General features: G+C 72.4%; 28 protein-coding genes and 1 pseudogene. 17 read left to right on the top strand and 12 right to left on the bottom strand.

Annotated features, from left to right (window positions below; translation table 11 throughout):
• Positions 1–100: 100 nt before the first annotated feature.
• Complete coding sequence (locus AQI95_RS40155; protein ID WP_067135821.1) at positions 101–901, top strand: CPBP family intramembrane glutamic endopeptidase; 801 nt, start codon at positions 101–103, stop codon at positions 899–901.
• A 19-nt stretch (positions 902–920) separates the two neighbouring features.
• Here AQI95_RS40155 and AQI95_RS40150 read toward each other — a convergent pair whose 3' ends face one another.
• A complete protein-coding gene (locus AQI95_RS40150; RefSeq protein WP_067135819.1) occupies positions 921–1,733 on the bottom strand; it encodes a PhzF family phenazine biosynthesis protein in 813 nt (270 codons plus the stop codon).
• A 45-nt stretch (positions 1,734–1,778) separates the two neighbouring features.
• Positions 1,779–2,213 (bottom strand): hypothetical protein, encoded by a 435-nt coding sequence (locus tag AQI95_RS40145; protein WP_067135818.1) that lies wholly within the window; start codon positions 2,211–2,213, stop codon positions 1,779–1,781.
• Between the two features lie 117 nt (positions 2,214–2,330).
• On the opposite strand from AQI95_RS40145, the gene AQI95_RS40140 reads away from it, so the two are divergent.
• Together AQI95_RS40140 and AQI95_RS45735 are read left to right on the top strand one after the other, a co-directional pair.
• Positions 2,331–2,696: a MerR family transcriptional regulator gene (locus tag AQI95_RS40140; RefSeq protein WP_067135817.1), complete on the top strand. Its 366-nt coding sequence runs from the start codon at positions 2,331–2,333 to the stop codon at positions 2,694–2,696.
• A gap of 145 nt (positions 2,697–2,841) precedes the next feature.
• Complete coding sequence (locus tag AQI95_RS45735) at positions 2,842–3,468, top strand: PadR family transcriptional regulator (RefSeq protein WP_079071863.1); 627 nt, start codon at positions 2,842–2,844, stop codon at positions 3,466–3,468.
• 101 nt (positions 3,469–3,569) lie between these two features.
• Here AQI95_RS45735 and AQI95_RS40130 read toward each other — a convergent pair whose 3' ends face one another.
• Positions 3,570–3,998 carry a type II toxin-antitoxin system Rv0910 family toxin gene (locus AQI95_RS40130; protein ID WP_067135813.1) on the bottom strand — a complete coding sequence of 143 codons (429 nt, stop codon included), beginning with the start codon at positions 3,996–3,998 and terminating at the stop codon, positions 3,570–3,572.
• Positions 3,999–4,260: 262 nt separating this feature from the next.
• Here AQI95_RS40130 and AQI95_RS40125 point away from each other — a divergent pair, with 262 nt between their 5' ends.
• From AQI95_RS40125 to AQI95_RS40115, 3 genes are all read left to right on the top strand, one after another.
• On the top strand, positions 4,261–4,839 hold the full coding sequence (locus tag AQI95_RS40125; RefSeq protein WP_425264962.1) for a Clp protease N-terminal domain-containing protein: 579 nt from the start codon (positions 4,261–4,263) through the stop codon (positions 4,837–4,839).
• A gap of 70 nt (positions 4,840–4,909) precedes the next feature.
• Positions 4,910–5,914, top strand: coding sequence for an EamA family transporter (locus tag AQI95_RS40120; protein WP_067135811.1), 1,005 nt, complete (start codon positions 4,910–4,912; stop codon positions 5,912–5,914).
• 189 nt (positions 5,915–6,103) lie between these two features.
• Entirely contained in the window at positions 6,104–7,048 is a 945-nt protein-coding gene (locus AQI95_RS40115) for a DMT family transporter (protein WP_067135809.1), read from the top strand.
• A gap of 125 nt (positions 7,049–7,173) precedes the next feature.
• Here the strand turns inward: AQI95_RS40115 and AQI95_RS40110 are convergent, their stop codons facing one another.
• Positions 7,174–7,854: a pyridoxamine 5'-phosphate oxidase family protein gene (locus AQI95_RS40110; RefSeq protein ID WP_067135807.1), complete on the bottom strand. Its 681-nt coding sequence runs from the start codon at positions 7,852–7,854 to the stop codon at positions 7,174–7,176.
• A gap of 79 nt (positions 7,855–7,933) precedes the next feature.
• Here AQI95_RS40110 and AQI95_RS40105 point away from each other — a divergent pair, with 79 nt between their 5' ends.
• The gene (locus AQI95_RS40105; RefSeq protein ID WP_079071861.1) at positions 7,934–9,265 is read left to right on the top strand and encodes an aminotransferase class I/II-fold pyridoxal phosphate-dependent enzyme; all 1,332 of its coding nucleotides are present in this window, start codon (positions 7,934–7,936) and stop codon (positions 9,263–9,265) included.
• A 117-nt stretch (positions 9,266–9,382) separates the two neighbouring features.
• Here AQI95_RS40105 and AQI95_RS40100 read toward each other — a convergent pair whose 3' ends face one another.
• Entirely contained in the window at positions 9,383–10,318 is a 936-nt protein-coding gene (locus AQI95_RS40100; protein WP_244189026.1) for a DMT family transporter, read from the bottom strand.
• Between the two features lie 74 nt (positions 10,319–10,392).
• Here AQI95_RS40100 and AQI95_RS40095 point away from each other — a divergent pair, with 74 nt between their 5' ends.
• The gene (locus tag AQI95_RS40095) at positions 10,393–11,295 is read left to right on the top strand and encodes a LysR family transcriptional regulator (RefSeq protein WP_067135803.1); all 903 of its coding nucleotides are present in this window, start codon (positions 10,393–10,395) and stop codon (positions 11,293–11,295) included.
• A 111-nt stretch (positions 11,296–11,406) separates the two neighbouring features.
• Here the strand turns inward: AQI95_RS40095 and AQI95_RS40090 are convergent, their stop codons facing one another.
• Entirely contained in the window at positions 11,407–12,903 is a 1,497-nt protein-coding gene (locus AQI95_RS40090; RefSeq protein WP_067135801.1) for a carboxylesterase/lipase family protein, read from the bottom strand.
• A 42-nt stretch (positions 12,904–12,945) separates the two neighbouring features.
• On the bottom strand, positions 12,946–13,593 hold the full coding sequence (locus tag AQI95_RS40085; RefSeq protein ID WP_208614383.1) for a TetR-type transcription factor C-terminal domain-containing protein: 648 nt from the start codon (positions 13,591–13,593) through the stop codon (positions 12,946–12,948).
• A 186-nt stretch (positions 13,594–13,779) separates the two neighbouring features.
• On the opposite strand from AQI95_RS40085, the gene AQI95_RS40080 reads away from it, so the two are divergent.
• Entirely contained in the window at positions 13,780–14,796 is a 1,017-nt protein-coding gene (locus AQI95_RS40080) for an extracellular catalytic domain type 2 short-chain-length polyhydroxyalkanoate depolymerase (protein ID WP_067135799.1), read from the top strand.
• Positions 14,797–14,860: 64 nt separating this feature from the next.
• On the opposite strand, the gene AQI95_RS40075 is transcribed toward AQI95_RS40080, so the two are convergent.
• Entirely contained in the window at positions 14,861–15,328 is a 468-nt protein-coding gene (locus AQI95_RS40075) for a pyridoxamine 5'-phosphate oxidase family protein (protein WP_067135797.1), read from the bottom strand.
• 104 nt (positions 15,329–15,432) lie between these two features.
• Between AQI95_RS40075 and AQI95_RS40070 the strand changes: the two genes are divergently transcribed.
• On the top strand, positions 15,433–16,077 hold the full coding sequence (locus AQI95_RS40070) for a cysteine hydrolase family protein (RefSeq protein ID WP_067135795.1): 645 nt from the start codon (positions 15,433–15,435) through the stop codon (positions 16,075–16,077).
• Positions 16,078–16,083: 6 nt separating this feature from the next.
• On the opposite strand, the gene AQI95_RS40065 is transcribed toward AQI95_RS40070, so the two are convergent.
• On the bottom strand, positions 16,084–16,617 hold the full coding sequence (locus AQI95_RS40065; RefSeq protein ID WP_067135793.1) for a Rieske (2Fe-2S) protein: 534 nt from the start codon (positions 16,615–16,617) through the stop codon (positions 16,084–16,086).
• Positions 16,618–16,799: 182 nt separating this feature from the next.
• Between AQI95_RS40065 and AQI95_RS40060 the strand changes: the two genes are divergently transcribed.
• The 7 genes from AQI95_RS40060 (at position 16,800) to AQI95_RS40030 (ending at position 22,811) form a co-directional block, all read left to right on the top strand.
• Positions 16,800–17,564, top strand: coding sequence for a HipA family kinase (locus AQI95_RS40060; RefSeq protein WP_067135791.1), 765 nt, complete (start codon positions 16,800–16,802; stop codon positions 17,562–17,564).
• A complete protein-coding gene (locus AQI95_RS40055) occupies positions 17,561–18,010 on the top strand; it encodes a DUF3037 domain-containing protein (RefSeq protein ID WP_067135789.1) in 450 nt (149 codons plus the stop codon). Before AQI95_RS40060 ends, AQI95_RS40055 begins: the two co-directional genes overlap by 4 nt.
• Before the next feature lie 148 nt (positions 18,011–18,158).
• Positions 18,159–18,920 (top strand): 3-oxoacyl-ACP reductase FabG, encoded by a 762-nt coding sequence (fabG, locus tag AQI95_RS40050; RefSeq protein ID WP_067135787.1) that lies wholly within the window; start codon positions 18,159–18,161, stop codon positions 18,918–18,920.
• 12 nt (positions 18,921–18,932) lie between these two features.
• A complete protein-coding gene (locus tag AQI95_RS40045; RefSeq protein WP_067135784.1) occupies positions 18,933–19,691 on the top strand; it encodes an SDR family oxidoreductase in 759 nt (252 codons plus the stop codon).
• Between the two features lie 187 nt (positions 19,692–19,878).
• Positions 19,879–21,456, top strand: coding sequence for an ABC transporter substrate-binding protein (locus AQI95_RS40040; protein WP_067135782.1), 1,578 nt, complete (start codon positions 19,879–19,881; stop codon positions 21,454–21,456).
• Positions 21,457–21,554: 98 nt separating this feature from the next.
• Complete coding sequence (ung, locus tag AQI95_RS40035) at positions 21,555–22,238, top strand: uracil-DNA glycosylase (RefSeq protein ID WP_067135780.1); 684 nt, start codon at positions 21,555–21,557, stop codon at positions 22,236–22,238.
• Between the two features lie 108 nt (positions 22,239–22,346).
• The gene (locus AQI95_RS40030) at positions 22,347–22,811 is read left to right on the top strand and encodes a tetratricopeptide repeat protein (protein ID WP_067135778.1); all 465 of its coding nucleotides are present in this window, start codon (positions 22,347–22,349) and stop codon (positions 22,809–22,811) included.
• A gap of 49 nt (positions 22,812–22,860) precedes the next feature.
• On the opposite strand, the gene AQI95_RS40025 is transcribed toward AQI95_RS40030, so the two are convergent.
• The 3 genes and pseudogenes from AQI95_RS40025 to AQI95_RS49495 all read right to left on the bottom strand — a co-directional run.
• Positions 22,861–23,340, bottom strand: a complete 480-nt coding sequence (locus AQI95_RS40025; protein ID WP_067135776.1) for a hypothetical protein — start codon at positions 23,338–23,340, stop codon at positions 22,861–22,863.
• 115 nt (positions 23,341–23,455) lie between these two features.
• Positions 23,456–23,968, bottom strand: coding sequence for a DinB family protein (locus tag AQI95_RS40020; RefSeq protein ID WP_067135774.1), 513 nt, complete (start codon positions 23,966–23,968; stop codon positions 23,456–23,458).
• A gap of 42 nt (positions 23,969–24,010) precedes the next feature.
• Positions 24,011–24,154 (bottom strand): annotated as a pseudogene (locus tag AQI95_RS49495) (TetR/AcrR family transcriptional regulator); the annotation flags it as partial.
• Positions 24,155–24,167: the final 13 nt, after the last annotated feature.

Below are 24,167 nucleotides of genomic sequence, written 5' to 3'. Positions count from 1 at the left end.
GCCCTGGAAGACCGTGGGCGTACGCCGCCCTCACATCTCCTTCTGCGATCCTTGCCCGGCAGAGGTGGGCCAGGGGCTCACGAGCCGGATGGAGGCAGGGGTGCAGGTGGAGGCTGACTCGGTGGCCGATTCCGGGGTGCGCGAGCGCGATCCGCGGCGGATCCTGCGGGACGAGACACTGCTCGTCCTCGGGCTCTCGCTGGGGGCGAGCGGGGTCTCCGCGCTGATCAGTTTCATCGGCTCGGTCACCAAGCCGGGCGGTCTGAAGGACCAGGCGGCCACCCTCAACGCCTCGGCCGCGCCCGGCCGTCCCTGGCTCGACCTGGCCTGGCAGCTGTTCGGCATCGCCTCCGCCCTGGTCCCCGTCGCCCTGGTCGCCCACCTGCTGCTGCGCGAGGGCACGAGCCTGCGCACCATCGGCTTCGACCGGACCCGCCCCTGGCCCGACCTGGCCAGGGGCGCCGGGATCGCGGCGGTGATCGGCAGCACCGGGATCGCCTTCTACCTGGCCGCCCGCGGCCTCGGCTTCAACCTCACGGTCGTGCCCGAGGCACTGCCGGACGTGTGGTGGAAGTACCCGGTCCTCATCCTGTCCGCCCTGCAGAACGCGATCCTCGAAGAGGTCATCGTCGTCGGCTATCTGCTGCGCAGGCTGGGCCAGTTGGGCTGGACCCCGGGGACCGCGCTGGTGGCCAGCGCGGTCCTGCGCGGTTCGTACCACCTCTACCAGGGCATCGGCGGCTTCCTCGGCAACATGGTCATGGGCGTGGTGTTCGTGTACCTGTACCGCCGCTGGGGGCGGGTCGGTCCGCTGGTCGTCGCGCACTCCCTGCTCGACATCGGTGCCTTCGTCGGCTACGCCCTCCTCGCCGGGAAGGTGGGCTGGCTGCCGACGGCCTGAGGCCGGTGGCAGGGCCCGCTCAGGCGTGCAGTTCGCCCTCGACGACCGTGACCGCGTGCCCGGTGAGCAGGGTGCGTCCGCCGCGCAGCCCGGTGCGGACCAGCCCGGTGCGGCGGGAGGCCTGCAGCCCGGTGAGGTCGTCGCGGCCGAGGCGTGCGGACCAGTGCGGGGCGAGCGCGGTGTGGGCGCTGCCGGTGACCGGGTCCTCGTCGATTCCGACGTTCGGGAAGAAGCAGCGGGAGACGAAGTCGTAGCCGCGCGAGGAGTCGTCGGCGGCGGCGGTGGCGATGATGCCGCGCGAGGAGTAGGCGCCGAGGGACTTCAGGTCCGGGGCGAGGCCGAGGATCGTCTTCTCGTCGGCCAGCTCCACCAGCAGGTCGCCGACGTTCGGGCCGGTGTCGAAGGCGGCGAGGGGCTGTGCGCCGAGCGCCTCGGCCACCCCGGCCGGGATCTCGACCGGGGTGAGCGGGGCCGTCGGGAAGTCCAGGGTGATCGAGCCGTCCGTGGCGGGCGTGGCGATGAGCACGCCGCTGCGGGTGGCGAACCGCACCGGTCCCTGGTGGGCGCCGGTGGTGTGCAGGACATGGGCCGTCGCGAGGGTCGCGTGCCCGCACATGGCCACCTCGGCGACGGGCGTGAACCAGCGCAGCGCCCAGTCCGCCGCGCCGCCCTCGGGCAGCCGGTGCGCGAACGCCGTCTCGGCGTGGTTGACCTCCATGGCGACGTTCTGCAGCCAGTCGTCGTCCGGGAAGACGTCGTCGAAGAGGAGTACTCCGGCCGGGTTGCCGGCGAAGGGGCGGTCGGTGAAGGCGTCCACGATTCTCATGCGCATGGGACCGACGCTAGCGGCGGCGACGGGCGGGCGCCCAAGGCCAATTCACGAACCCTGGCATGTTTCCCGCAGCCCGCCGGCCCCCGCTCGGGCCCACGGGGCCAGTTGCGCGATGCCGAACGAGACCTCCAGGACCAGGAACGGCCACAGCACCCCGGGCCCGCCGTGGGCCAGCGCGTAGGCCTGCCAGAGGGAGAAGAGGACGCGGGCGGTTCCGTCGAGCAGGCCGTGCAGGGGCAGCGGGCGTACGACGCGCAGGACGGACCAGACCAGTACGACCGAGCCCATCAGGTTGGCGTACAGGGTCTGCAGGGGGGTGAGCGCGGGCATGGTGCCGAGACCGACCGCGTCGCCCGCGGCCGACAGCAGGCGATGCACCAGCGCATAGGTCCAGGGCGAGGCGAAACCGGCCGTGACGATCAGGTCGTACCAGCCGCTCGCGCGGACGAGACGCACATAGGCAGGGGAAACAGGGGACATCGGGGGCTCCTCGGGGCTCCGTGGGCGGGCTCGCTCGGGCGCCGCCCACGCTAGAGCGCGGAGTACGCTCCAAGGTCAAGTCGGCCGAGCGGCGGGGACCTGAACGGCGGGGGAGTCATGCGCATCGGAGAACTGGCCGCGCGTACCGGGCTGTCGAAGGACACCCTGCGCTTCTACGAGAAGATCGGCCTGCTCGAGGGCGACCGGCTGCCCAACGGCTACCGCGACTTCCCGCCGGGGTCCGTGGTCTGGTTGCGCTACGTCCGCACCGCGCAGGCGCTCGGCTTCACCCTGGCCGAGATCGCCCGGCACTTCGCGGAACTGCGCGACGCGCCGGACAGCGCCGAAGCGCTGTCCGCGCTGTTCGAGGACAAGATCCGGCTCATCGACGCGCGCATGGCCGAACTCACCGCACTGCGCGCGGACCTGACCTCGCGCGTGGACACGGGCTGCCCCTTGCGGGCGGCGGACCGGGCGGTCTGAGAGGCCCGCGAGTCCCGGGCGGGGGCGCTGCGACCAACGCATCGGAAGGGCCTTGCCATGCGATCGGTTCCGATATATCGTTGAGCCATCGCGAACGATACGCGATGCAGACGTGACAGATCAGCGATGGAATGGAGTGATCGCGATGCGTACCCACGGTTTCGAGCATGGGCATCGGCACGAGGGTCCCGGCCGGCGGGGCATGGGCGGATTCGACGGGCGACGGGCCGCCTTCGGCCCCTTCGGTCCGGGTGGTCCGGGGTTCGGCCCCGGCGGACCCGGATTCGGACCAGGCCCCTGGGGGCCCAGGGGGCGCGGTGGCCCGAGGGGGCGGGCTCGGCGCGGTGACGTACGGGCCTCGATCCTGGCCCTGCTCAAGGACCGCCCCATGCACGGCTACGAAATGATCCAGGAGATCGCCGAGCGCAGCGGCGGCGCGTGGAAGCCGAGCCCCGGCTCGGTCTACCCCACCCTCCAGCTGCTGGAGGACGAGGGTCTGATCGCCAGCGAGTCCGAGGGCGGCAAGAAGCTCTTCGCCCTCAGCGACGACGGGCGCACCGCCGCCGAAGAGGGGCCGGACGCGCCGTGGGAGGAGGCCTCTCGCGGGGTCGACTGGGAGGCTCTCGGTGAGATCCGCCAGGCCGGTTTCGGTCTGATGGAGGCCTTCGGCCAGGTCTGGAAGACCGGCAGCAAGGAGCAGCGCGAGAAGGCGCTGGCCGTCATCAACGACGCCCGCAAGAAGCTGTACCTGATCCTCGCCGACGAGCACTGAGGCTCGCGGTGGGGCGAGGTGCCCCGCGCGGTGATCCGCACGGGGCGCCTTCGTGTCCCCGAAGTCGCCGGGGACTCTTGGTGTGCCCGGCCCGCGACGGCTCAGGCGACCAGGTCGGCCAGCTTGCGCAGCGACTCGTTCAGGGCCGCCGTCGCCGAGTCCTTCAGCTTGCCCGCCATCAGCGACACGGCGGCGCCGGTGAACTCGCCGTCGATGCGCACGGACGTGGCGTCGCCGTCCGGGGTGAGCGTGTAACGGGTGGCCACCGTCACCGCCATCGGGCCCTTGCCGCGGATCGCGAACACCCGCGCCGGCTCCAGCTCCTCGATGGTCCAGTCGACCTCGGCCGGGAAGCCCATCAGCTTCATGTTCTCCTGGAACGTTCCGCCCACGGCCGGCGACTGCGGGCCGCCCTTGGGGAAGCTGGTGTGGGTGGCGTTCCACTCCCCGTACGACGACCAGTCGGTGAGCTGGGCCCACACCTTCTCGGCCGGTGCCTGGATGCGTGCCTCGGCGCTGACTTCGGCCATGCGACCACCCCTTCGGATTCGGGCGTAGCGGGCTACGGTGTCGCGGAACGTAGCCGCAGGGGCGCGAACATTCAATACTGATGAACTGTCAGGACCGATGGGTGGGGTGCATGGCAAGCCGACGCGCGCCCCCTGGGGGCGGATCGGCCGAATCTCCTCCGCAAGGATGAGATGCCGGGCGTCGATGTCCACTCTGTGTGGGACGCGAAGATGGTTCCAGTCGTCGATGACTCGGCCCGTTGAGGCTGATGAGGTAGGGGATGTGCAACCCCGTACTACCCCCTGGACCGCCCAAGACGAGGCGGCGGCGCACATGGACGACGATGCCGCGCTCGGCGCAGAGCTGGCAGCGATGGTCGCCGGTGCCCGCCGAAGGGCCGTCCGGGACGGGGACCGGCAGATCGACACCGCCCATCTGCTGCACTCCCTCCTGGAGCACGATCCCGAGGCCCGCGCCGTCGTCGGCGGCCCGCCCCAGCTCGCCCGGCTCCTCGGCTATCTCGTGCAGCGCAGCATCGGCTACGGACTGCGCTGGCAGGGCAGTGTCGAGGACTCCGGTGCGCTCGCCGTCCTGCCCACAACGGCCGTACCCGGCGCACGGGAACCCAGGGACACCGCGGGCTGGTCGCCCGCCGCGGCCGCCGCCCTGGCCGACGCCCGCGAGCGCGCCCGGCTGCGCGGCGAGCCCCGCGCCACCGGCGTCGACCTCCTCGCCGCACTCACCGCGGACCCGGGATCCCGGGCCGCCGAGGTGCTCGAACGCGCCGGCATCCGCGACCTGGACACCCGCATCGCGGGCGGCGCCGAGGAGTGCGCCGGCGACGGCGAGCCGGTCCACTGACGGCGCCGCACGTCCAGCCCCTGAGACAGGTGTCAAAGGGGATGACGCTCATGTCGCCGCCTGCCATCATGTGCCGGTGCATATGTCAGAGAGCAGTCAGGGCAGCCGCGGCAAGGGCGCCGGGCTCGGCCTCGCGCTCGCCTCGGCACTCGCCTTCGGCGGGTCCGGAGTGGCCGCCAAGCCGCTGATCGAGGCGGGACTGGACCCGCTCCACGTGGTCTGGCTGAGGGTGGCCGGGGCCGCCCTGGTGATGCTGCCCCTCGCGGTGCGGCACCGCGCGCTGGTGCGCCGCCGTCCCGCGCTGCTCGCCGGGTTCGGGCTGCTCGCCGTCGCCGGCGTGCAGGCGTGCTACTTCGCCGCGCTCTCCCGGATCCCGGTGGGGGTGGCCCTGCTCATCGAGTACCTTGCGCCCGCGCTGGTGCTGGGCTGGGTGCGGTTCGTGCAGCGACGGCCCGTGACGCGCGCCGCCGCGCTCGGCGTGGTCCTCGCGGCCGGCGGCCTCGCCTGTGTGGTGGAGGTCTGGTCCGGACTGAGCTTCGACGCCGTCGGCCTGTTGCTCGCGCTGGGGGCCGCCTGCTGCCAGGTCGGCTACTTCGTCCTCGCCGACCACGGGGGCGACGCGGGTGAGGAGGCACCGGACCCGCTCGGCGTCATCGCCTACGGCCTGCTCGTCGGCGCCCTCGTCCTGACCGTCGTGGCCCGCCCCTGGGGCATGCGCTGGTCGGTGCTGACCGGCTCCGCCGACATGAACGGCACCGCCGTACCGGCTCTCGTCCTGCTGGGCTGGATCGTGCTGATCGCCACCGTCGTCGCCTACGTCACCGGAGTGCTGTCCGTGCGGCGGCTGTCCCCGCAGGTCGCGGGCGTCGTCGCCTGCCTGGAGGCGGTCATCGCGACCGTGCTGGCCTGGGTGCTGCTCGGTGAGCATCTGTCCGCCCCGCAGATCGCCGGCGGCGCCGTCGTTCTCGTCGGCGCGTTCATCGCCCAGTCGTCGACCCCCGCCAAGGGCTCCGCCGAGCCGGTCGCCGTCGGTGGCCCGGAACGGGAGTTGTCCGGGCACCGTACGTCCGCCTAGAGTGCCGGACATGCCGTCCACGCTCGTTCTTCCGCCCCCGGCCGCCTGAGGCGGGCCTCCGGGACACCCGCCCGGCGCAGTCGCGTCGGGCCGGACGGTGCTGCCCGCAGATGAAGTCCGCGCGCCCCGCTCCAGCGGGCCGCCCTCGAACTTCCGCACCCTTCGGTGCGCCTCTGCGGAGAGAATCCCTTGTCGAACCTTGCTTCTGGCCTGCCCGTCGGGCGTGGCCTGCTCTATCTGATCATCACCGGTGCCGCCTGGGGCACCGCCGGCGCCGCCGCCTGCCTGGTCTACCGGACCAGTGACATGGGAGCCTTCGGTCTGTCCTTCTGGCGCTGCGCGCTCGGCCTGCTCCTGCTGCTGGCCGGCCGGGGGCTGCGCCCCCGCGTCCGCCCGTCCTGCGGTGCGCCCCTGGCCCGCAGGGCCGGCCGGGTGCTCGCCACCGGCCTCGGTCTCGCGGTGTTCCAGACGGCCTACTTCGCCGCCGTCGAGTCGACCGGACTGGCCGTGGCCACCGTCGTCACCCTCGGCGCGGGCCCCGTGCTCATCGCGCTCGGTGCCCGGCTGCTGCTCGGGGAACGGCTCGGGGCCGGCGGGGCGTCGGCCGTCGCCGGGGCGCTCGCCGGGCTGGCCGTGCTGACCTTCGGCGGCTCGGCGGCCACCGTGCGCCCGGCCGGTGTGCTGCTGGCGCTCGTCTCGGCCGCGGGCTACGGCGCCATGACCCTGCTGACCCGCTGGTGGGGGAGGGGCGGCGGCGCCGACGCCTGCGACACCACCGCCGGGGCCTTCGCGGTGACCGCCCTGTGCCTGCTGCCGTTCGCGCTGCACGAAGGACTGCTCCCGCACACGGCCCACCCGGCGCGGCTGCTGTGGCTCGTGCTGTACATCGCCGCCGTGCCCACGGCTCTCGCGTACGCCCTGTACTTCGCCGGGGCGGCCGTCGTACGGTCCGCCACCGTCTCCGTGATCATGCTCCTGGAGCCGGTGACCGCGGCCGTGCTCGCCGTCGCCCTGCTCGGCGAGCCGCTGACCGCGACCACCGTGGCCGGCACCCTGCTGCTGCTCGGCGCGGTCGCGGGGCTCGCCGTGAGCGAGGCACGCGGGGCGGGCCACCGGGACTCGCTCCCGGTCTGACCGCGCCGCCCCGCAGCGGCGCCGGGCGCACCCGCGCCGCTGCGGGGCGTGCGGTCCGGCGCCGCTCCCCGGGTGCCAGTGGTCCGGCGCCGCGAGGCTCCGCCACGCCTCGGACGGTCTCGGTCCTACAGGGCCTTCAGATAGTCCGGCAGTTCGATGCCGGGCGCCAGGTCGGCGTTGGGGAGCGGCGCCGCGTAGCCGCCCCGGAGCGGGAGGACGCCGGCCCAGTGCGGCAGCGCGAGGTCCTCGGGGTCGTCGTTGGCGCCGCCGGTGCGGACCTTGGCCGAGACCTCGTCCAGGTCCAGGCGGATTACCGCCGTGGCGGCCAGCTCCTTCTTGTTCGCGGGCCGGGAGTCGGCGGCGCGGCCCGGCACGACGTGGTCGACCAGCGCGTCCAGCGCGGCCCGCTTCTCCTGCGGGTCGGTGACCTGGCGCGCGGTGCCGTGCACCACCACGGAGCGGTAGTTGATCGAGTGGTGGAAGGCGGAGCGGGCCAGCACCAGCCCGTCCACGTGGGTGACCGTCACACACACCGGCAGGCCCGGGTCGGCCTCGCCGGTCATCCGCAGTGCACGGGCGCCGGTGGATCCGTGCACATAGAGGCGCTCGCCGACCCGGCCGTACAGCGTCGGCAGCACCACGGGGGCTCCGTCGCGGACGAAGCCGAGGTGGCAGACGTACCCCTCGTCGAGTATCGCGTGCACCAGCTCCTTGTCGTACGACGCCCGGTCGGCGGAGCGCGTGGGCACGGTGCGGTCGGTCGGGGTGTAGGCGGCGGCCCGGGCTTCCTCGGTCGTCCCCTGCATGACGGTCCCTCCATGGCGAGCATCGGTGTGCAACGCCGAGCGGTGGCGCCCGGCTTTGCACTAGTGCATAATAGGTTTTGTGCTAGGAGAGTATCCCATCGAAGGGCGTGGCGCAGCAGAGATCGCGGCCAGCGTGGAGCGCGCGGTCGGGGCGGGTGCGCTGGCACCCGGCCAACCCCTGCCTCCCATGCGTGAGTTGGCGACCCGGCTGGGCGTGAATCCCAACACCGTCGCGGCCGCGTACCGCACCCTGCGCGAGCGCGGAGTGATCGAGACCGCCGGCCGGCGGGGCAGCCGTGTCCGGGCCAAGCCGGCCACGACCGGGCGCGAGGAGCTGCGGGTGGAGGTCCCCGCGGGGGGCCGCGATCTGGCCTCCGGCAATCCGGACCCGGCCCTGCTGCCCCATCTCGCCCCGGCGCTCGCGACAGCGGCGCAGGAGGGCGACCGGCGGCCCGTCCGCTACGGTGACGACCCCGTCGACGCGGACCTCGCCCGCCTCGCCCGCGCCGAACTCGACGCCGACGGTGTCCCCGAGGGCCCGCTGACCGTGACCTCGGGCTCCCTCGACGCCATCGAGCGCGTCCTGTCCGCCCACCTCAGGCCGGGCGACGCGGTCGCCGTCGAGGACCCCGGCTGGGGCAGCGTCCTCGACCTGGTCCCCGCGCTCGGGCTGCGCACCCTCCCGGTGGGCGTGGACGACGACGGCCCGCGCGCCGACGATCTGCGCCGCGCCCTGGAGTCCGGGGCCCGCGCGTTCATCGTCACCGACCGCGCGCAGAACCCGACCGGCGCCTGTGTGACCGCCACCCGCGCGCGTGCCGTGCGCGCGGTCCTGCGCGACCACCCGCAGACCCTGCTGATCGAGGACGACCATGGCCACGGCATCGTCGATCTCCCGCTGCACCCTCTCGCGGGCGTCACCCGCCACTGGGCCGTCGTCCGCTCCGCCTCCAAGGCCTACGGCCCCGACCTGCGGGTGGCCGTCCTCACCGGTGACCCGGTCACCGTCGACCGGGTGCGGGGCCGCCAGCGCCTGGGTCCAGGGTGGGTGAGCCTGCTGCTGCAGCGGGCCGTGGCCCGGCTGTGGGCCGAGGGTGCGGTGGACCGGGTGGCGGTGGCGCGGGCCTACGGCGCCCGCCGGGACGCGCTGGTCGACGCGCTGGCGGACCGGGGCGTCGTCGCCCACGGCCGCAGCGGCATGAACGTGTGGGTGCCGGTCCCCGACGAGACCGGCGCGGTCGCCCGCCTCCTGCAAGCGGGCTGGGCGGTCGCCCCGGGGGCCCGCTTCCGCGTGGGCAGCCCGCAGGCGATCCGCCTCACGATCTCGACACTCACCGAGGACGACATCGCCCCCTTGGCCGACGCGGTGGCGGCGGCGGTCCGCCCGTCCCCGGCTCGCGTCTACGGCTAGCGGCAACTGAACCGGCAGGCGGGGGGAACCGTGCGACGCGCCAGAGCGCACCCGCACTCGCTCACGAACCCCCGCACCCCTCCCCGCCGGGCACACTTCGGCCGAACCGCGCGAGCGCTACGCGCCCTTCCGCCGCACTTGGGTGAGTGCGGCACCCGCCAGCACGATCACCGCCCCCACCGGCGTCGTCCACCGCAACGACTCACCGAGGATCGCCACCCCCGCAGCCGTGGCGATGACCGGAATGAAGTACGTGACCATCTGCGCGGTCGTCGGACCGACCTCGGCGACCAGCCCGTACTGGATCAGCACCGCCAGCCCCGTGCCCAGCGCTCCGAGCGCGGCGATCGCGAGCAGCGGCACCGGGTCGACATGCGTGGGAAGTCCGGCGAACAGCGGTGTGACGAGGGCCAGTTGGAGGGTCGCCAGCAGCAGCTGCGCCCCGGTCATCGACAGATGGGAGTTGCCGGTGCCCGCGAGCGTCCGGCGGACGTAGATCCAGCCCACCGGGTAGCTCAGCGACGCCAGCAGAGCCAGTGCCGTACCGGTGGCGTCCAGGCCGTGGAAGCCCTGCCACGCCCCGAGCACCGTCAGCACGCCGAGGAAGCCGAGACCGAGCCCGGCCACGCGGACCCTGGTCGGCCGGTCCTCGGACAGGGCGACCAGGGACAGGGCCATGCCCCACAGCGGGGACGTGGCGTTGCAGATGCCGGCGAGCGTGGACGGGATCGTCAGCTCGGAGTAGGCGAAGAGGGAGAACGGAAGGGCGTTCAGGAAGAACGCGGCGACTGCCATGTGGCCCCACAGCCGGGCCCCGCGCGGCAGCTTCTCACGCTTGACGGCCATCGCCGCGGCCAGCACCGCCGTACCGAACACGAGCCGCCCGAGGGTGACCTGGAACGGCGCGTACCCTTCGGTCCCCACCTTGATCAGCAGAAAGCTGAAGCCCCAGATCAGGGACAGGACGCCGAAGCGGAGGCGCCAGTCGAGGCGGGTGCGGGGGCGGACGGGCGCGGGCGACTGGGTACGGGATCGGGTGACCGTGCTGCTCATGCCCTCAACGATGCTGCAGGCAACCTCGTAGCACAATCGAGATTTCCCACCTGGTACCCATTAGAATCGCTTACGTGTTGAACCTTGAGCGCCTGCGCACCCTGGACGCCCTCGCCCGGCACGGCTCGGTCGGCAAGGCCGCTGAGGCGCTGCACGTCACCACCTCCGCCGTCTCCCAGCAGCTGGGCAAGCTGGAGCGCGAGGTCGGCCAGCAGCTCCTCGCCAAGAACGGGCGGGGGGTGCGGCTCACGGACGCCGGGCGCCTGCTGTCGGAGCACGCCTCGCGCATCCTGTCGCAGGTCGAACTCGCCGAGTCCGATCTGGAGGCACACCGCGGTCAGGTCGTCGGCGAACTGCGGCTGTCGGCGTTCCCGACCGCCGCCCGTGGACTCTTCCCGGCCGCGCTCGGTGCGTTGCGGGCCGACCACCCCGGGCTGCGGGTGCGCTCCAGCGAGCTGGAGCCGGAGCAGGGCATCGCCGGAGTCGTCCGCGGCGACCTGGATCTCGCGGTGGTGCTGGACTGGTACAACAAGCCGATGCCCGTGCCCGACGGACTGGTCAAGGCGCCCCTGCTGGACGATCCGGCCGATGTCGCCATGCCGGTCGGGCACCGGCTCGCCGGCCGCGGCGAGGTCGACCTCGCCGAGTTCGCCGAGGACGAGTGGATCACCTGGGGCGAGGGTGAGTTCTGCCACGAGTGGCTGCTGTTCACCCTGCGCTCCAAGGGCATCGAGCCGATCGTCGGCCACCGCGCGGGCGAGACCCACACCCAACTCGGCCTGGTAGCCGCCGGGTTGGGAGTCTGCATCGCACCGCTGCTGGGGCGCCACCCGGTGCCGCCGGGCATCGTCATGATCCCGCTCAAACAGCATGTGCGCAGGCATGTGTACGTCGTCTGGCGCGCGGACGCGGACCGCCGCCCGTCGATCCGCGCGGCGGTCGAGGCCCTGCTGTCGGCGGCGCGGCAGCTCGGCTGACGGATCGCGGGGCCCCGACGAACGGGCGGGCCGACGGCTGCTTCGTGGCCTTTGGGAGACCCTGATCCCCGCCGACCACCGCAGATAGGCGCGCAGGCAGGGGCATTGCCGTCAGCGCAGGCCGTCCCAGAGGGTGCGCAGACCGCCGCGCGGGTCGTGGTCGACGGCCGGTGCGACCGCGAACCGGCGCACGGCCCGCCGCGGTTCACCGTAGGCGGGCCAGCCGGGATCGCCGGTGGTGGCGAAGGCGACCCAGGCGGCGTGCATGCCGTCGGCGATCGCCTGGGGCGGGGAGTCTCCGAGCAGGGGCGCGAAGGACGGGTCGGTCAGGTTGTCGAAGACGAAGGGGACGTCGAGCGCGTGGCAGGCGCCCAGCGCGCCGCCGAACGCGGGTGAGGACCAGGCGAATTCGTAGACGAAGGCGCGAGCACCGTGGCGGGCCTGGGCTTCGGCGAGGCGCAGCGCGGGGAGGCGGTAGAACCAGTCGGTGGCGATCTCCGCGAGCAACTCGCCCGGGCTCGCCCCGGGGAACGCGTCGCGGTAGGCGGCGACGCCCCGGCCCGGCGGCAGGCCGTATGCGGACGCGGTACGTTCCACCAGGTCGTCGGTGACCGGACGGCTCGGTCCCGAGGCCACGGTGAACAGCCGGAACTCGTCGCCGGTGCAGCCCACCAGGACGTCGACGCCCGCCGCCGCGCCCGCGGCGATCGCGTCCAGCGGCGCGTGGGGCAGGGTGTCCTGGTCGACCACGGGCTCGAAGGGCATGAGGTTGAGCGCGGCCTCGCCCCACAGGGCCGGGTCGGGGCGCGCGGAGATCTCGCCGCGCAGCCGAACCTGCGCGGCGAGCAGCCGTTCGACGGGCACGGCGGCGACGGCCGGCCGGGTGGGCGCCACTTCCAGGATCGCGGCGAGACGGCCGGCGACCAGGGCGGCGCTCGCGGGCGAGAGGGCGTGGTGGGCCGCGCCGCTCTGCAGTGCCGCGCGATGGAAGAGGCCCTTGGCCGCGGGCATGGCCAGCAGGGCGCCGACGCTCATCGCCCCGGCCGACTGGCCGAACACCGTGACGCGATCGGGGTCGCCGCCGAAGGAGGCGATGTTGTCGTGGACCCAGGCGAGCGCGGCGATCTGGTCCAGCAGACCGAGGTTCGCCGGTGCGGGGTCGCCGGGGCCGAAGTGCAGGAAGCCTTCGACGCCCAGCCGGTGGTCGAGGGTGACGAGCACGACCCCGTCGCGGGCGAACGCGGTGCCGTCGTAGCCGGTGAGGGATCCGGAGCCGTTGGTGAACGCGCCGCCGTGGAGCCAGACCAGGACGGGCAGGCGCCCGGCCGGATCCGGGGTCCAGACGTTGAGGTTGAGGAAGTCCTCACCGGGGACGAGGCGCTCGGGGAGCAGGCGGTCCATCGGCGGCGGGTACGGCGCCTGCGGGGCGGTGGGGCCGTAGGCGCCGGCGTCGCGGACGCCGTCCCACGCGGACGGCGGGCACGGTGGCGAGAAGCGCAGCGGCCCGGTGGGAGCGGCGGCGTAGGGGATGTTCTTGAACGAGGCGGTCCCGGCAGGGCCGGTGGTGCCGCGGAGGCGTCCGCGGCGGGTGGTGAGGACCGGTCGCATGGGCACTCCTTGCGCGCGGTGCGGGGACGGGTGACGGTCCGCTCAGCGGTCGGCGTTCACGATGCGCAGCGCGAACCGCGCGTACTGGTCGGCGACCTGCTCGCGGGTCCGGTCGAGGGCGGGGCCGAACCACTGGGCGACCTGCACGCCCAGGCCGCCGATCGCGGTGACCGCCAGCAGCGGATCGTCCAGCTCGAACTCGCCGTCGGCGATGCCGCGTTCGACGACGTCGGCGAGCAGGAGGCGGCACTCCTCGCGCAACTGGAGCGAGGGTGCGGACAGTTCGGGCGGCAAGGCGTGGAGTTCTCCGTTGGTGACCACCGCCAGCAGCGGATGGTCGGTGTGGAGCAGCACATGGGCGCGGACCAGCGCGGCCAGTTGCCGGGCGGCGCTGTCGCCGCGGGTCTTGGCGGCGGCCTCCGTCAGCCGGGTCCGCATCTCCTCGTGCCCGATGCGCACCAGCTCGGCCAGTACATGCCCCTTGGACGGGTAATGCGCGTACAGGGTCGCGGAGTTGATGCCGACCATGCCCGCGATCTGCCGGATCGAGGCGCCCGCGAAGCCGGACTCGGCGAACAGCTCCAGGCCCGCCTCGAGGATCCTGCCTCTGGTGCCGGGCGGTGTGACGCCCTCGGGAAGGACCGCCTCCATCGCGACGACCCGGCGGGGTTCCCAGGCGGGGAGTTCCACGGCTGCTCCTGAAGGCTCGACGGGATTCCGACTCGGCACATCTTCCAACCAATCGATTGGTTGACACCGTAACGCAGAAGCCGGATGGTGGCTCACGACATGTCAGAAACCAACCAATCGATTGGTTGGAATCGGCGGTCTGATTGCACTCCTCACCCCGTTCCCCCAGCCATCGGAGTGTGTTCCATGAGATTCCGCTCCCCGCGCAGAGCCGTGCAGGCACTCGCCGCCCTCGGCACCGCACTCGCCCTCGCGGCCGGCGGCCCGGCCGCACCCGCCCGGGCCGCCACCCCGCTGCTGCCGGACCTGAACATCACCGGCACCTACGTCACCGGCGTCTCGTCCGGCGGCTTCATGGCCACCCAGCTCCAGGTCGCCTACTCCGGCACCTTCGACGGCGCCGGAATCGTCGCCGCCGGGCCGTACGACTGCGGCCAGGGGCATGTGATCGAGTTCGTCACCTGTGACCTCGGCCTGGGCGTCGGCGACCTGGAGCGGCAGGCCGAGGACTGGGCGTCCGAGGGCCGCATCGACCCCGTCGCGAACCTGCGGGGCAAACCGGTCTACACGTACCACGGCTCTCTCGACCCCGTCGTCAACCCGCTGGTCTCCCGGGCCGGCGTCGACTTCTACGAACACTTCGGCGCGGACGTCACCTACCACGACCGGGATCCGGCCGGGCACTCGTGGCCCACCCCCGACGGCGTGGTGCCGTGCGCCCTCACCCTGCCGCCGTTCCTCAACAACTGCCACGACGACCCTGAACGGGAGATGCTCACCGCCTGGCTCGGCGGGGTCGACCCGCGCAACACCGGCGCCCCCGAGGGCACCCTCACGCACTTCGACCAGAACGCCTACGCCCCCGGCGGCTCGGCCCGCGCCCTGTCCATGGACTCCACCGGGCAGCTCTACGTCCCGCCGTCCTGCGCGGCCGGCGCTCCCTGCACGCTGGTGGTGGCCCTGCACGGCTGTCTGTCCGCCCAGCAGCTCCTCGGCACGGCCTTCGCCGAGAAGGGCAACATCGACACCTACGCCGACACCAACCACCTGGTCGTGCTCTACCCGCAGGCCGTCTCCAGCGTCTGGCCCGTCAACCCGCAGGGCTGCTGGGACTGGTTCGGCTACACCGGCTCCGACTACGCCGTGAAGAGCGCACGGCAGATGACCGCCGTCGTCGCCATGGTCCACGCCCTCGGCGCCTGACCCGCACCGCCCGTCCCCGCGCGGCCCGCCCTCCGGGCGGACGACGGGAATGTGACGACAGGCCCTAGCCGCCCAGCTTCCGGAAGTCCCAGGAGACGATCTTCTTCGGGGTCAGCCGGGCCCAGGCGTGCCGGCCGTCGTGCGGCATCTCGTCGAGGCCGAAGTTCTTCCGCGCGAACAGCGTCTCGGCCGTGTCGAGTTCGGCGCACAGCTCCCCGGTGCGCGGTGCCTCGCCCACGAACTCCACCCGGCCGGACAGCTCGACCCCGCGCAACTGGTCGTACTCCTCACCCGAGTCGACGACCACGGCCACCCGCGGATCGCGGCGCAACTGTGTCCAACGCCTGCTGCGCACCACCGAGTACAGCCACAGCGAGGTGCCGTCCCAGGCGAACCACAGCGCGCTGACGTGCGGCGCTCCGTCCGGTGACACGGTCGCCACCCGGCAGGTGCGCTCGGTCGCGAGGAACTCGTCCAGCTCGCCGGGCGTCATCATGATCTTCCGGCCCCGGCGTTGCTGAGTGACGGTCATGCGGTCCCCTCTTCTCTCACGTCGTGCCAGAGAACTATCGTGTTCTGTAGATCCTCTGACATCACGTCAGAAAAGAGAATGGGTCGTCCTCCGGGAGGCGTGCCATGCCGTCGTACGAACAGCTCAGCGAACTCCTCGACCCCGTGAGCACCGTCCTGCTCACCGTGGAGTGCCAGCAGGGCGTCGTCGGGCCGGACAGCGCCCTGCCCGAACTCGCCCGCGAGGCCCGCTCGTCCGGCGCGCTGCGCAATGTGGCCCGGCTGGTCGCCGCCGCACACGAGACCGGAGTCCAGGTCGTCCACGCGATCGCCGAGCGCCGCCCGGACGGCCGGGGCGCGAGCCGCAACGCCCGGCTGTTCCGGGCCGCGGAACGGCTCCCCGTGCTGCAGCTGTCCGGTACCCACGCGGTCCGGGTCGCGCCGCCCATCGAGGTCGCCGAGGAGGACTTCGTCGTACGCCGGCTGCACGGCCTGTCGCCGATCCACGGCACCGACGTCGACGCCCTGCTGCGCAACCTCGGCTGCCGCACGCTGATCGTCACCGGTGTCTCCGCCAACGTGGCGATACCCAACGCGGTGTTCGACGCGGTCAACCTCGGCTACACCGCCGTCGTCCCGGCCGACGCCGTCGCGGGGGTGCCCGCCGACTACACCCCCGCGATGATCAAGCACACCCTCGCGCTGGTCGCCACGGTCTCGACCACCGACGAGGTGCTCGGCTGCCTCAAGCGGCCGCGCGGGCGCGGCTGAGGCGGCTCAGGCCAGCGTGATGTCCTCGCCGGAGACCGTGATCTTCTCGGCGGCCAGCGGCTGGGTCGCGGGCCCCTGCTTCACGCTGCCGTCCGCGACGGAGAAATGGCTCTGGTGGCACGGGCAGACGATCACGCCGCCCGTCACGCTGCCCACCGCGCACCCCTGATGGGTGCACTTGGCCGAGAACGCCTTGAACGTGCCCGCCGTCGGCTGGGTGACGACCACACCCTGCTCCTTGAAGATCTTGCCGCCGCCCTCGGGGATGTCGGAGGTCTTGGCGAGCGCGGCGCCGCCGCCGTTCCCGGACGCCCCGGAGGACGTGGCCGAACCGCCGGAGCCGGTCGTACCCGTCGTACCCGTCGTGCCCGTAGTACCCGTCGAGCCGGAGGAGCCGGACCCCGTACCGACCTTGTCGGACGCGTTGTCGTCGCCCGATCCGCAGGCGGTCAGCGCGGCGGCGAGCCCCGCCGCCCCGGCCGCCGCCACGACGGTACGGCGGGCCGGTCCCGCACTGTGCTGGGGCGATGCGCTGCTCATGTGGGTTCCCTTCCGCGGAGCTTCTCGTGATCCGTCCAGGGGTACGGCGCCCGGGCGCCACCCGTTCAGACGGGCCCCCAGATCCTGCCGCCGGGGCATGAGACGGCCGTGGGCCACAGCTGTCGGTCCGCTGACGGACCCGTCCCGCCGGGCCGCCGGCCGCACCCCAGTAACCTGGGCCGATGCTCAAGGAAGTCACCGCGACCCGTTACATCACGCCGCTGCGTGAGGGCGGCTCACTGCCGGGGCTCGTCGAGGCCGACGACTTCGGTACGTACGTCATGAAGTTCACCGGCGCCGGACAGGGCCGCAAGACACTGGTCGCCGAGGTGGTCTGCGGCGAACTCGCCCGCCGCCTCGGATTCCGGATGCCCCGGCTGGTGACCCTGCTGCTGGACCCGGTCCTCGGACTCGGCGAGCCCGAGCAGCAGGTGCAGGAGCTGCTGCGGTCCAGCGGCGGCGCCAACCTCGGCATGGACTTCCTCTCCGGCGCCCTCGGCTACGACCCGCTCGCCTTCCCGGTGACCCCCGAGGAGGCCGGCCGGATCGTCTGGTTCGACGCGCTGATCAACAACGTGGACCGCTCCTGGCGCAACCCCAACCTGCTTGTGCACCGAGGCGAGCTGTGGCTCATCGACCACGGCGCGACGATGATCTGGCACCACAACTGGCCCTCCGCCGAGGCCTCCGCGGCCCGCCCCTACGACGCCGGGGACCACGCCCTCGCCCGCTTCGCGCCGGACACCGCTGCCGCCGCGGCCGAGCTGGCACCCCGCGTCACCGAGGATCTGCTCGCCGAGGTCACCGCCGAGATCCCCGACGCCTGGCTCACCGACGAGCCCGGCTTCGCCACCCCGGACGAGCTGCGCCGGGCCTACGCACGACCGCTGCTCGCGCGGGCGGCCGTCATCGCCGAGCGCATCACCGGCATCGAGGGGACGAAATGAGCGAGACCCACATTCACATGGCCGGCCATGTGGTCGAGCGCCACATCACCCGGGCGGGCCAGGGCGGCGACCGGGACGTGTTCGAGTACGCGCTGCTGCGGGTCGTGCCGCGCGTGGAGCGCGGCGAGTGCATCAACGCGGGCGTGCTCGTCTACAGCAGGGCGAAGGCCTACGTCGGCGCCCGCACCCACCTGGACGAGGCGCGGCTGCTCGCCCTGGACCCGGAAGCGGACGTGGCCGGGGTCCGGGCCGCGCTCGGTGCGATCGAGCGGCACTGCGCGGGCGGCGAGGAGGCCGGGCAGGCGGCCCGGGACGACGCCGGGCGCCGCTTCCGCTGGCTGATCGCGCCCCGGTCCACCGTCGTCCAGCCGGGTCCCGTGCACACCGGCCTGACCACCGACCCGGCGGCCGAGACCGAGCGGTTGCTGGACCTCCTGGTGAGGTAATGGATCACACCGGCCGGGCGTGCCGTTGACACCGGGTGCCAGGGCTTCTAGCGTCACGTGTGCTGAAGGTACTAAGCGGTCGCTCACCGCACGAGGGGTTCTCTCTGCCGAGGGCCCCGAAAGGTTCTCTCTAGGGCGAGGAGAAGCAATGTCCACCACTGAACAGCGGGTCGCGGTAGTCACCGGCGCGGCGCGCGGCATCGGCGCCGCCACCGCCGTACGACTGGCCGCCGAGGGTCGCGCGGTCGCCGTGATCGACCTGGACGAGGCCGCCTGCAAGGACACCGTCGAGAAGATCACGGCCGCCGGCGGCAAGGCGATCGCGGTCGGCGCCGACGTGTCCGACGAGGCCCAGGTCGAGGCGGCCGTCGCCCGGATCGCCGAGGAGCTGGGCGCCCCGACGATCCTGGTCAACAACGCGGGCGTGCTCCGCGACAACCTGCTGTTCAAGATGAGCGTCTCCGACTGGGACACCGTCATGAACGTGCACCTGCGCGGCTCGTTCCTGATGGCCAAGGCGGTCCAGAAGCACATGGTCGACGCGGGCTTCGGCCGGATCGTCAACCTCTCCTCCTCCTCGGCGCTCGGCAACCGCGGCCAGGCCAACTACTCCGCCGCCAAGGCCGGTCTGCAGGGCTTCACCAAGACCCTCGCCATCGAGCTGGGCAAGTTCGGCATCACCGCCAACGCGGTCGCGCCCGGCTTCATCGCCACCGAGATGACCAAGGCCACCGCCGACCGCGTCAAGATGGACTTCGAGGACTTCAAGAAGGCCGCCGCGGGCGCGATCCCGGTGCAGCGCGTCGGCGAGCCCGAGGACATCGCCAACGCCGTCGCCTTCTTCACCGGCGAGGCGGCCGGATTCGTCTCCGGCCAGGTGCTGTACGTCGCCGGCGGACCGCTCAACTGAGGGAACAGGTACATGACTTCCGTTGAACTCTCCGGCAAGGCCGCCCTCGTCACGGGCGCCAGCCGCGGCATCGGTTACGGCATCGCCGAGGCGCTCGTCGCCCGCGGTGACCGTGTGTGCATCACCGGCCGCAACGAGGACGCCCTGAAGGAGGCCGTCGACAGGCTCGGCCCGGACCGCGTCATCGGCGTCGCCGGCAAGGCGCACGACCTCGACCACCAGGCCGAGGTCGTCGAACGCGCCATGGAGGCCTTCGGCCGCCTGGACTTCCTGATCAACAACGCGGGCACCAACCCGGTCTTCGGCCCGATCGCCGACCTCGACCTGAACATCGCCCGCAAGGTCTTCGAGACCAACGTGATCTCCGCCCTCGGCTTCGCCCAGAAGACCTGGCACGCCTGGCAGAAGGACAACGGCGGCGCGATCGTCAACATCGCCTCGATCGCGGGCATGTCGCCCTCGCCGTTCATCGGCGCCTACGGCGTCAGCAAGGCCGCGATGATCAACCTGACGCAGCAGCTGGCGCACGAGTTCGCGCCCAAGGCGCGGGTCAACGCGATCGCGCCGGGCGTCGTCAAGACCAGGTTCGCGCAGTCCCTGTACGAGAACCGCGAGGAGGAGGCCGCCGCCGCCTACCCGCTGGGCCGCCTCGGCGTGCCCTCCGACATCGGCGGGGCCGCCGCGTTCCTCACCTCCGAGCAGTCCGACTGGATCACCGGTCAGACGCTCGTCGTGGACGGCGGGATCTTCCTGAACGCCGGCGTGGGCTGAGCCACCTTCCGGGCGCCGATTTTCGGACGGATCGGCGCCCGGATCCCCTCATGGGATCCGCCCAGCGGACTGACAACGTCGTCATGACGAAAACGATCAAGAAGCCCTGCTCCAGGGGCGATTCGGAGGCGCGAACGCTGCGGTATGGTCTGCCGACCCTTGGTACGGCAGATCGAGGAGTGTGCGCGTGTTCAACCGGAACCGATTCCTGCGGAGAGTCGCGGCGATCGCGTCCCTGTCCCTGGCTGCCGGCTGCGGTCTGCTGTCCGGCGGCGACGGCGGCGGCAAGGGGCCGATCGTCGTGGGCACCACCAGCGCCCCCAGCACGCTGGACCCCGCCGGCGCCTGGGACGGCTCCTGGGAGCTGTACCGGAACATCTTCCAGACGCTGCTCGCCTACCCCAACGGCGCCACGACCCCCCAGCCCGACGCCGCCGAGCGCTGCGCCTTCACCGACTCCTCCAGTCGCACCTACCGCTGCACGCTGCGCTCGGGCCTGAAGTTCGCCGACGGCGACCCGCTGGACGCCAAGGCCGTCAAGCACTCCATCGACCGCATCCGCACCATCGACGTCCCGGGCGGCCCCGCCGGCCTGCTCGGCAGCCTGGACCGGGTGCAGGCGCTCGGCGACCGCGACGTCGTCTTCCACCTGAACCAGCCCGACGCCACCTTCCCGTTCGTGCTGGCCACCCCCGCCATGTCGATCGTCGACCCGGACGACTACCCGGCCGCCTCGCTGCGCAAGGACGACAAGGTCTACGGCTCCGGACCGTACGAGCTGAAGTCCTACGAGGAGGGCAAGCAGGCCGTCCTCGTCAGCAACGGGACCTACCAGGGCTTCGCCAAGCGGCAGAACGACGCGGTGACCATCCGCTACTTCCAGGACTCGGCCGGCATGGTCAAGGCGCTGCGCGCGAAGCAGATCGACGTCACCTACCGCGGCCTCGCCGCCGACGACATCGTCGCCCTCCAGCAGCGCGGCAACAGCAACCTCCAGCTGGTCGACGGCACCGGCACCGACATCAGCTACCTGGTGTTCAATCCCAAGGACCCCTGGGCCAAGGAGCCCGCCGTACGCAAGGCCGTCGCCCAGATCGTCGACCGGGGCGCCATCGCGCACAAGGTCTACAAGGACACCGTCGACCCGCTGTACTCGATGGTCCCCAAGGGCCTGACCGGGCACACCACCGGCTTCTTCGACAACTACGGCGACCCGAGCGTCCCCAAGGCCCGCAAGATCCTCGACGACGCCGGCATCCACCGGAGCGTCCCGCTCACCCTCTGGTACACCACCGACCGCTACGGCTCCGAGACGGCGCTGATGTTCCAGGAGCTGAAGCGGCAGCTGGAGGCCTCAGGCCTGTTCACCGTCACCCTGAAGAACCGCCCCTGGAAGACCTATGTGGTCGGCTACCAGAAGGGCGAGTACCCGGTGTTCGGCCGAGGCTGGTTCCCGGACTTCCCCGACGCGGACAACTTCATCGCCCCGTTCGTCGGCGAGCACAACGCGCTCGGTACGCCCTACCCGTCCAAGGAGATCACCGGCAAGCTGCTGCCGCACTCACGCGCGGAGAGCGACCGCGCCCAGACGGTCAAGGACGTGGAGGAGGCCCAGCAGATCATGGTGAACGACGCCCGGCTGATCCCGCTGTGGCAGGGCCGCCAGTTCATCGCCGCCAGCGAGGACATCTCCGGCGGCGAGCAGGCCCTCGACCCGTCGACGATCATGACGATGTGGGCACTGCACCGCAAGACCAGCTGGTGAATCGTCCTCGTGGCAGCGGTTGTCAGTGGTCGCCTGTAGGTTCTGAGGCCTGGAAGTGACCACACACCGTAGTTGATCGACACCGTGAGGACGTTGACGTGACCGACATCGCCATGCTGCCCGAGTCCTGGCGCGGGGTTCTGGGCGACGAACTGCAGCAGCCCTACTTCAAGGAGCTGACCGAGTTCGTCGAGGAGGAGCGGGCGAAGGGTCCCGTGTATCCGCCGCGCGAGGAGGTCTTCGCCGCGCTGGACGCCACGCCGTACGACAAGGTCAAGGTCCTGATCCTCGGCCAGGACCCGTATCACGGCGAGGGCCAGGGCCACGGCCTGTGCTTCTCGGTCCGCCCCGGTGTGAAGACCCCGCCCTCCCTGCGGAACATCTACAAGGAGATGAAGGAGGAGCTGGACCTGCCGATCCCGGACAACGGCTATCTGATGCCGTGGGCCGAGCAGGGCGTCCTGCTGCTGAACGCGGTGCTGACCGTCCGGGCCGGCGAGGCCAACTCGCACAAGGGCAAGGGCTGGGAGAAGTTCACCGACGCCGTGATCCGCGCGGTCGTCGACCGTCCCGACCCGGCGGTCTTCGTCCTGTGGGGCAACTACGCCCAGAAGAAGCTGCCGCTGATCGACGAGAAGCGGCATGTGGTGGTCAAGGGCGCGCACCCCTCCCCGCTGTCCGCGAAGAAGTTCTTCGGCTCCCGCCCGTTCACCCAGATCGACGAGGGGATCGCCCGGCAGGGCCACGAGTCGATCGACTGGCGGATCCCGAACCTGGGGTGAGCCGCCGCCGGGCACCGGCCTGAAAAGGCGACGGCGCAGCCTGACCAGGAATCCCGACGCCGCCGGTTAGCGTCGGGACGGACAACGGACGACGGCCCGGAGGGCACCGTGGCGGAGCAACAGGAGCAGGCGGCGCTGGACGCCGTGCTGACGCGGATCGGGCAGGTCGTGATGCTGCACCACGGCGGTGACCGCGAGGAGGCCCGCAGTCGCTTCCTGGACCTGTGGGCGGAGATCGGCGAGGACGGCGCCCCGCTGCACCGCTGCACCCTGGCCCACTATCTGGCCGACACCCAGGACGAACCCGAGGACGAACTGGCCTGGGATCTGCGGGCGTTGTCCGCCGCGGAGGAGGTGGCCGACGGTCCCGGCGCCGAGCCGCCGAGCGTGCGGGGCTTCTTCCCCTCGCTGCATCTCAATCTGGCCGCGGACTACGTCAAGCTGGGCCGGCCCGAGGCCGCCCGCAGCCATGTACGGGCGGCCCGCGCCGCCGCCGGCGCGCTGTCCGACGACGGCTACGGCGACGGGGTCAGGGCCGCGATCGGTCGCCTGGAGTTGCGGTTGGGAAGCTAGGCCGGTGGTCCGAGGGCCCCGCGGGGCTGCCGTGCAGCGCCGGTGCCGGTCAGTGGCCGTACGTCTCGTCGCAGATCTGTGACTCCGGGCTGCCCTCGCGCCAGCCGCCGTACTGCCTGCCCAGGGCGCACACGCCCGGGGCCTTCGGGGCCGGGGCCGGCAGGGCCGGGGTGCGGGTGTGCGTGTGCCGGGGCTGCTCGGGCTGGGGGTGTGGGCGCGGGTGCGGGGGAGCCGGTGGGGCGGCCGGCGGGCGGTGGGGGAGCGGGGGTGCCTCGGTCGGGTGCTGCCGGGCGGTCGGCGACGGGTGTGGCGGATGCCGGGAAGCGCCGGTCATCTCCAGTGCCTCCCGCGCCGGTGCCTGCACCACCCGGGGCTCCGCGCTGCCGTCCGGCCGGGGCGCCGTCGGCGGCGCGGGTGCCCTGTCCCGGAAGGGCGCGGGTGTCGCCGGGTGCTGGACCGTCACACAGCCGGCGAGGGCCGAGACGGCCACGGTGGCCAGGAGCGCTGCGGTGGTCGTCGTTCGATGCACCCGCGCAACTCTGCTGGGTCGGCCCCCGGCTTGGCAGCAGGGAGCCGATGCCGACGCCCCCGCACGGGTGATCTCGTGCCCCGTACGAGGGGATTCGTGGTGCCGGAGGTGACGTTCAGTCGCCCACGGTGCCGTCGATCCGCTCGCGCAGCAGGTCGGCGTGGCCGTTGTGCCGGGCGTACTCCTCGATCATGTGGGTGTAGATCCAGCGCAGGTTGAACGGTGTGTCCGTGAACCTGCTCTTCCCCTGGGACAGATCGTCGAGCCCGAAGCCGGCCGCGTTCCGCCGGGCGATCTCGATCTCCGCCTGCCAGGTCGCGTACGCCTCCTGCCAGGTGTCGGCCTCGGTGAGGTGGAAGTCGCCGTCCCGGTCCTCGTCGGTGTAGTAGATGGGCCCGGGGCCGTCGCCCACCAGTACCTTGCGGAACCAGCCGCGCTCGCACTCGGCGAGATGCCGGACCAGCCCCATGAGGGTCAGTTCCGAGGGCGGCACGGAGGCGGTGCGCAGTTGGTCGTCGGTCAGCCCCCGGCACTTCTCGGCCAGCGTCTGGCGGTGGTAGTCCAACCAGCCCTCCAGCATGGCGCGTTCACCGGCGGTCTGGGCGGGCTCTCGGCGTTCCGTCGTCATACCCGTATTCTCACCGAGGCCCACGCGGTCTACCAGGGCGTTTCACCGCCCCAGCATTCCGGCGAGCAACTCCCGCAGATCTGACCGCACTTCCTCAAGGCCCGGCACCTCGGTGCTGAAGGAACCCGCGGCGCACGAGAACATCAGCCCGTCCGCCCAGGCGATCAGGGACAGCACGTGCCGGGCCGTCAAGGCCGCC

Source organism: Streptomyces yokosukanensis, assembly GCF_001514035.1.
In the GTDB taxonomy this organism is placed as follows: Bacteria; Actinomycetota; Actinomycetes; order Streptomycetales; family Streptomycetaceae; genus Streptomyces; species Streptomyces yokosukanensis.
The sequence above is the reverse complement of the archived record's forward strand: the minus strand, read 5'-3'. Positions and strand labels throughout refer to the sequence as shown.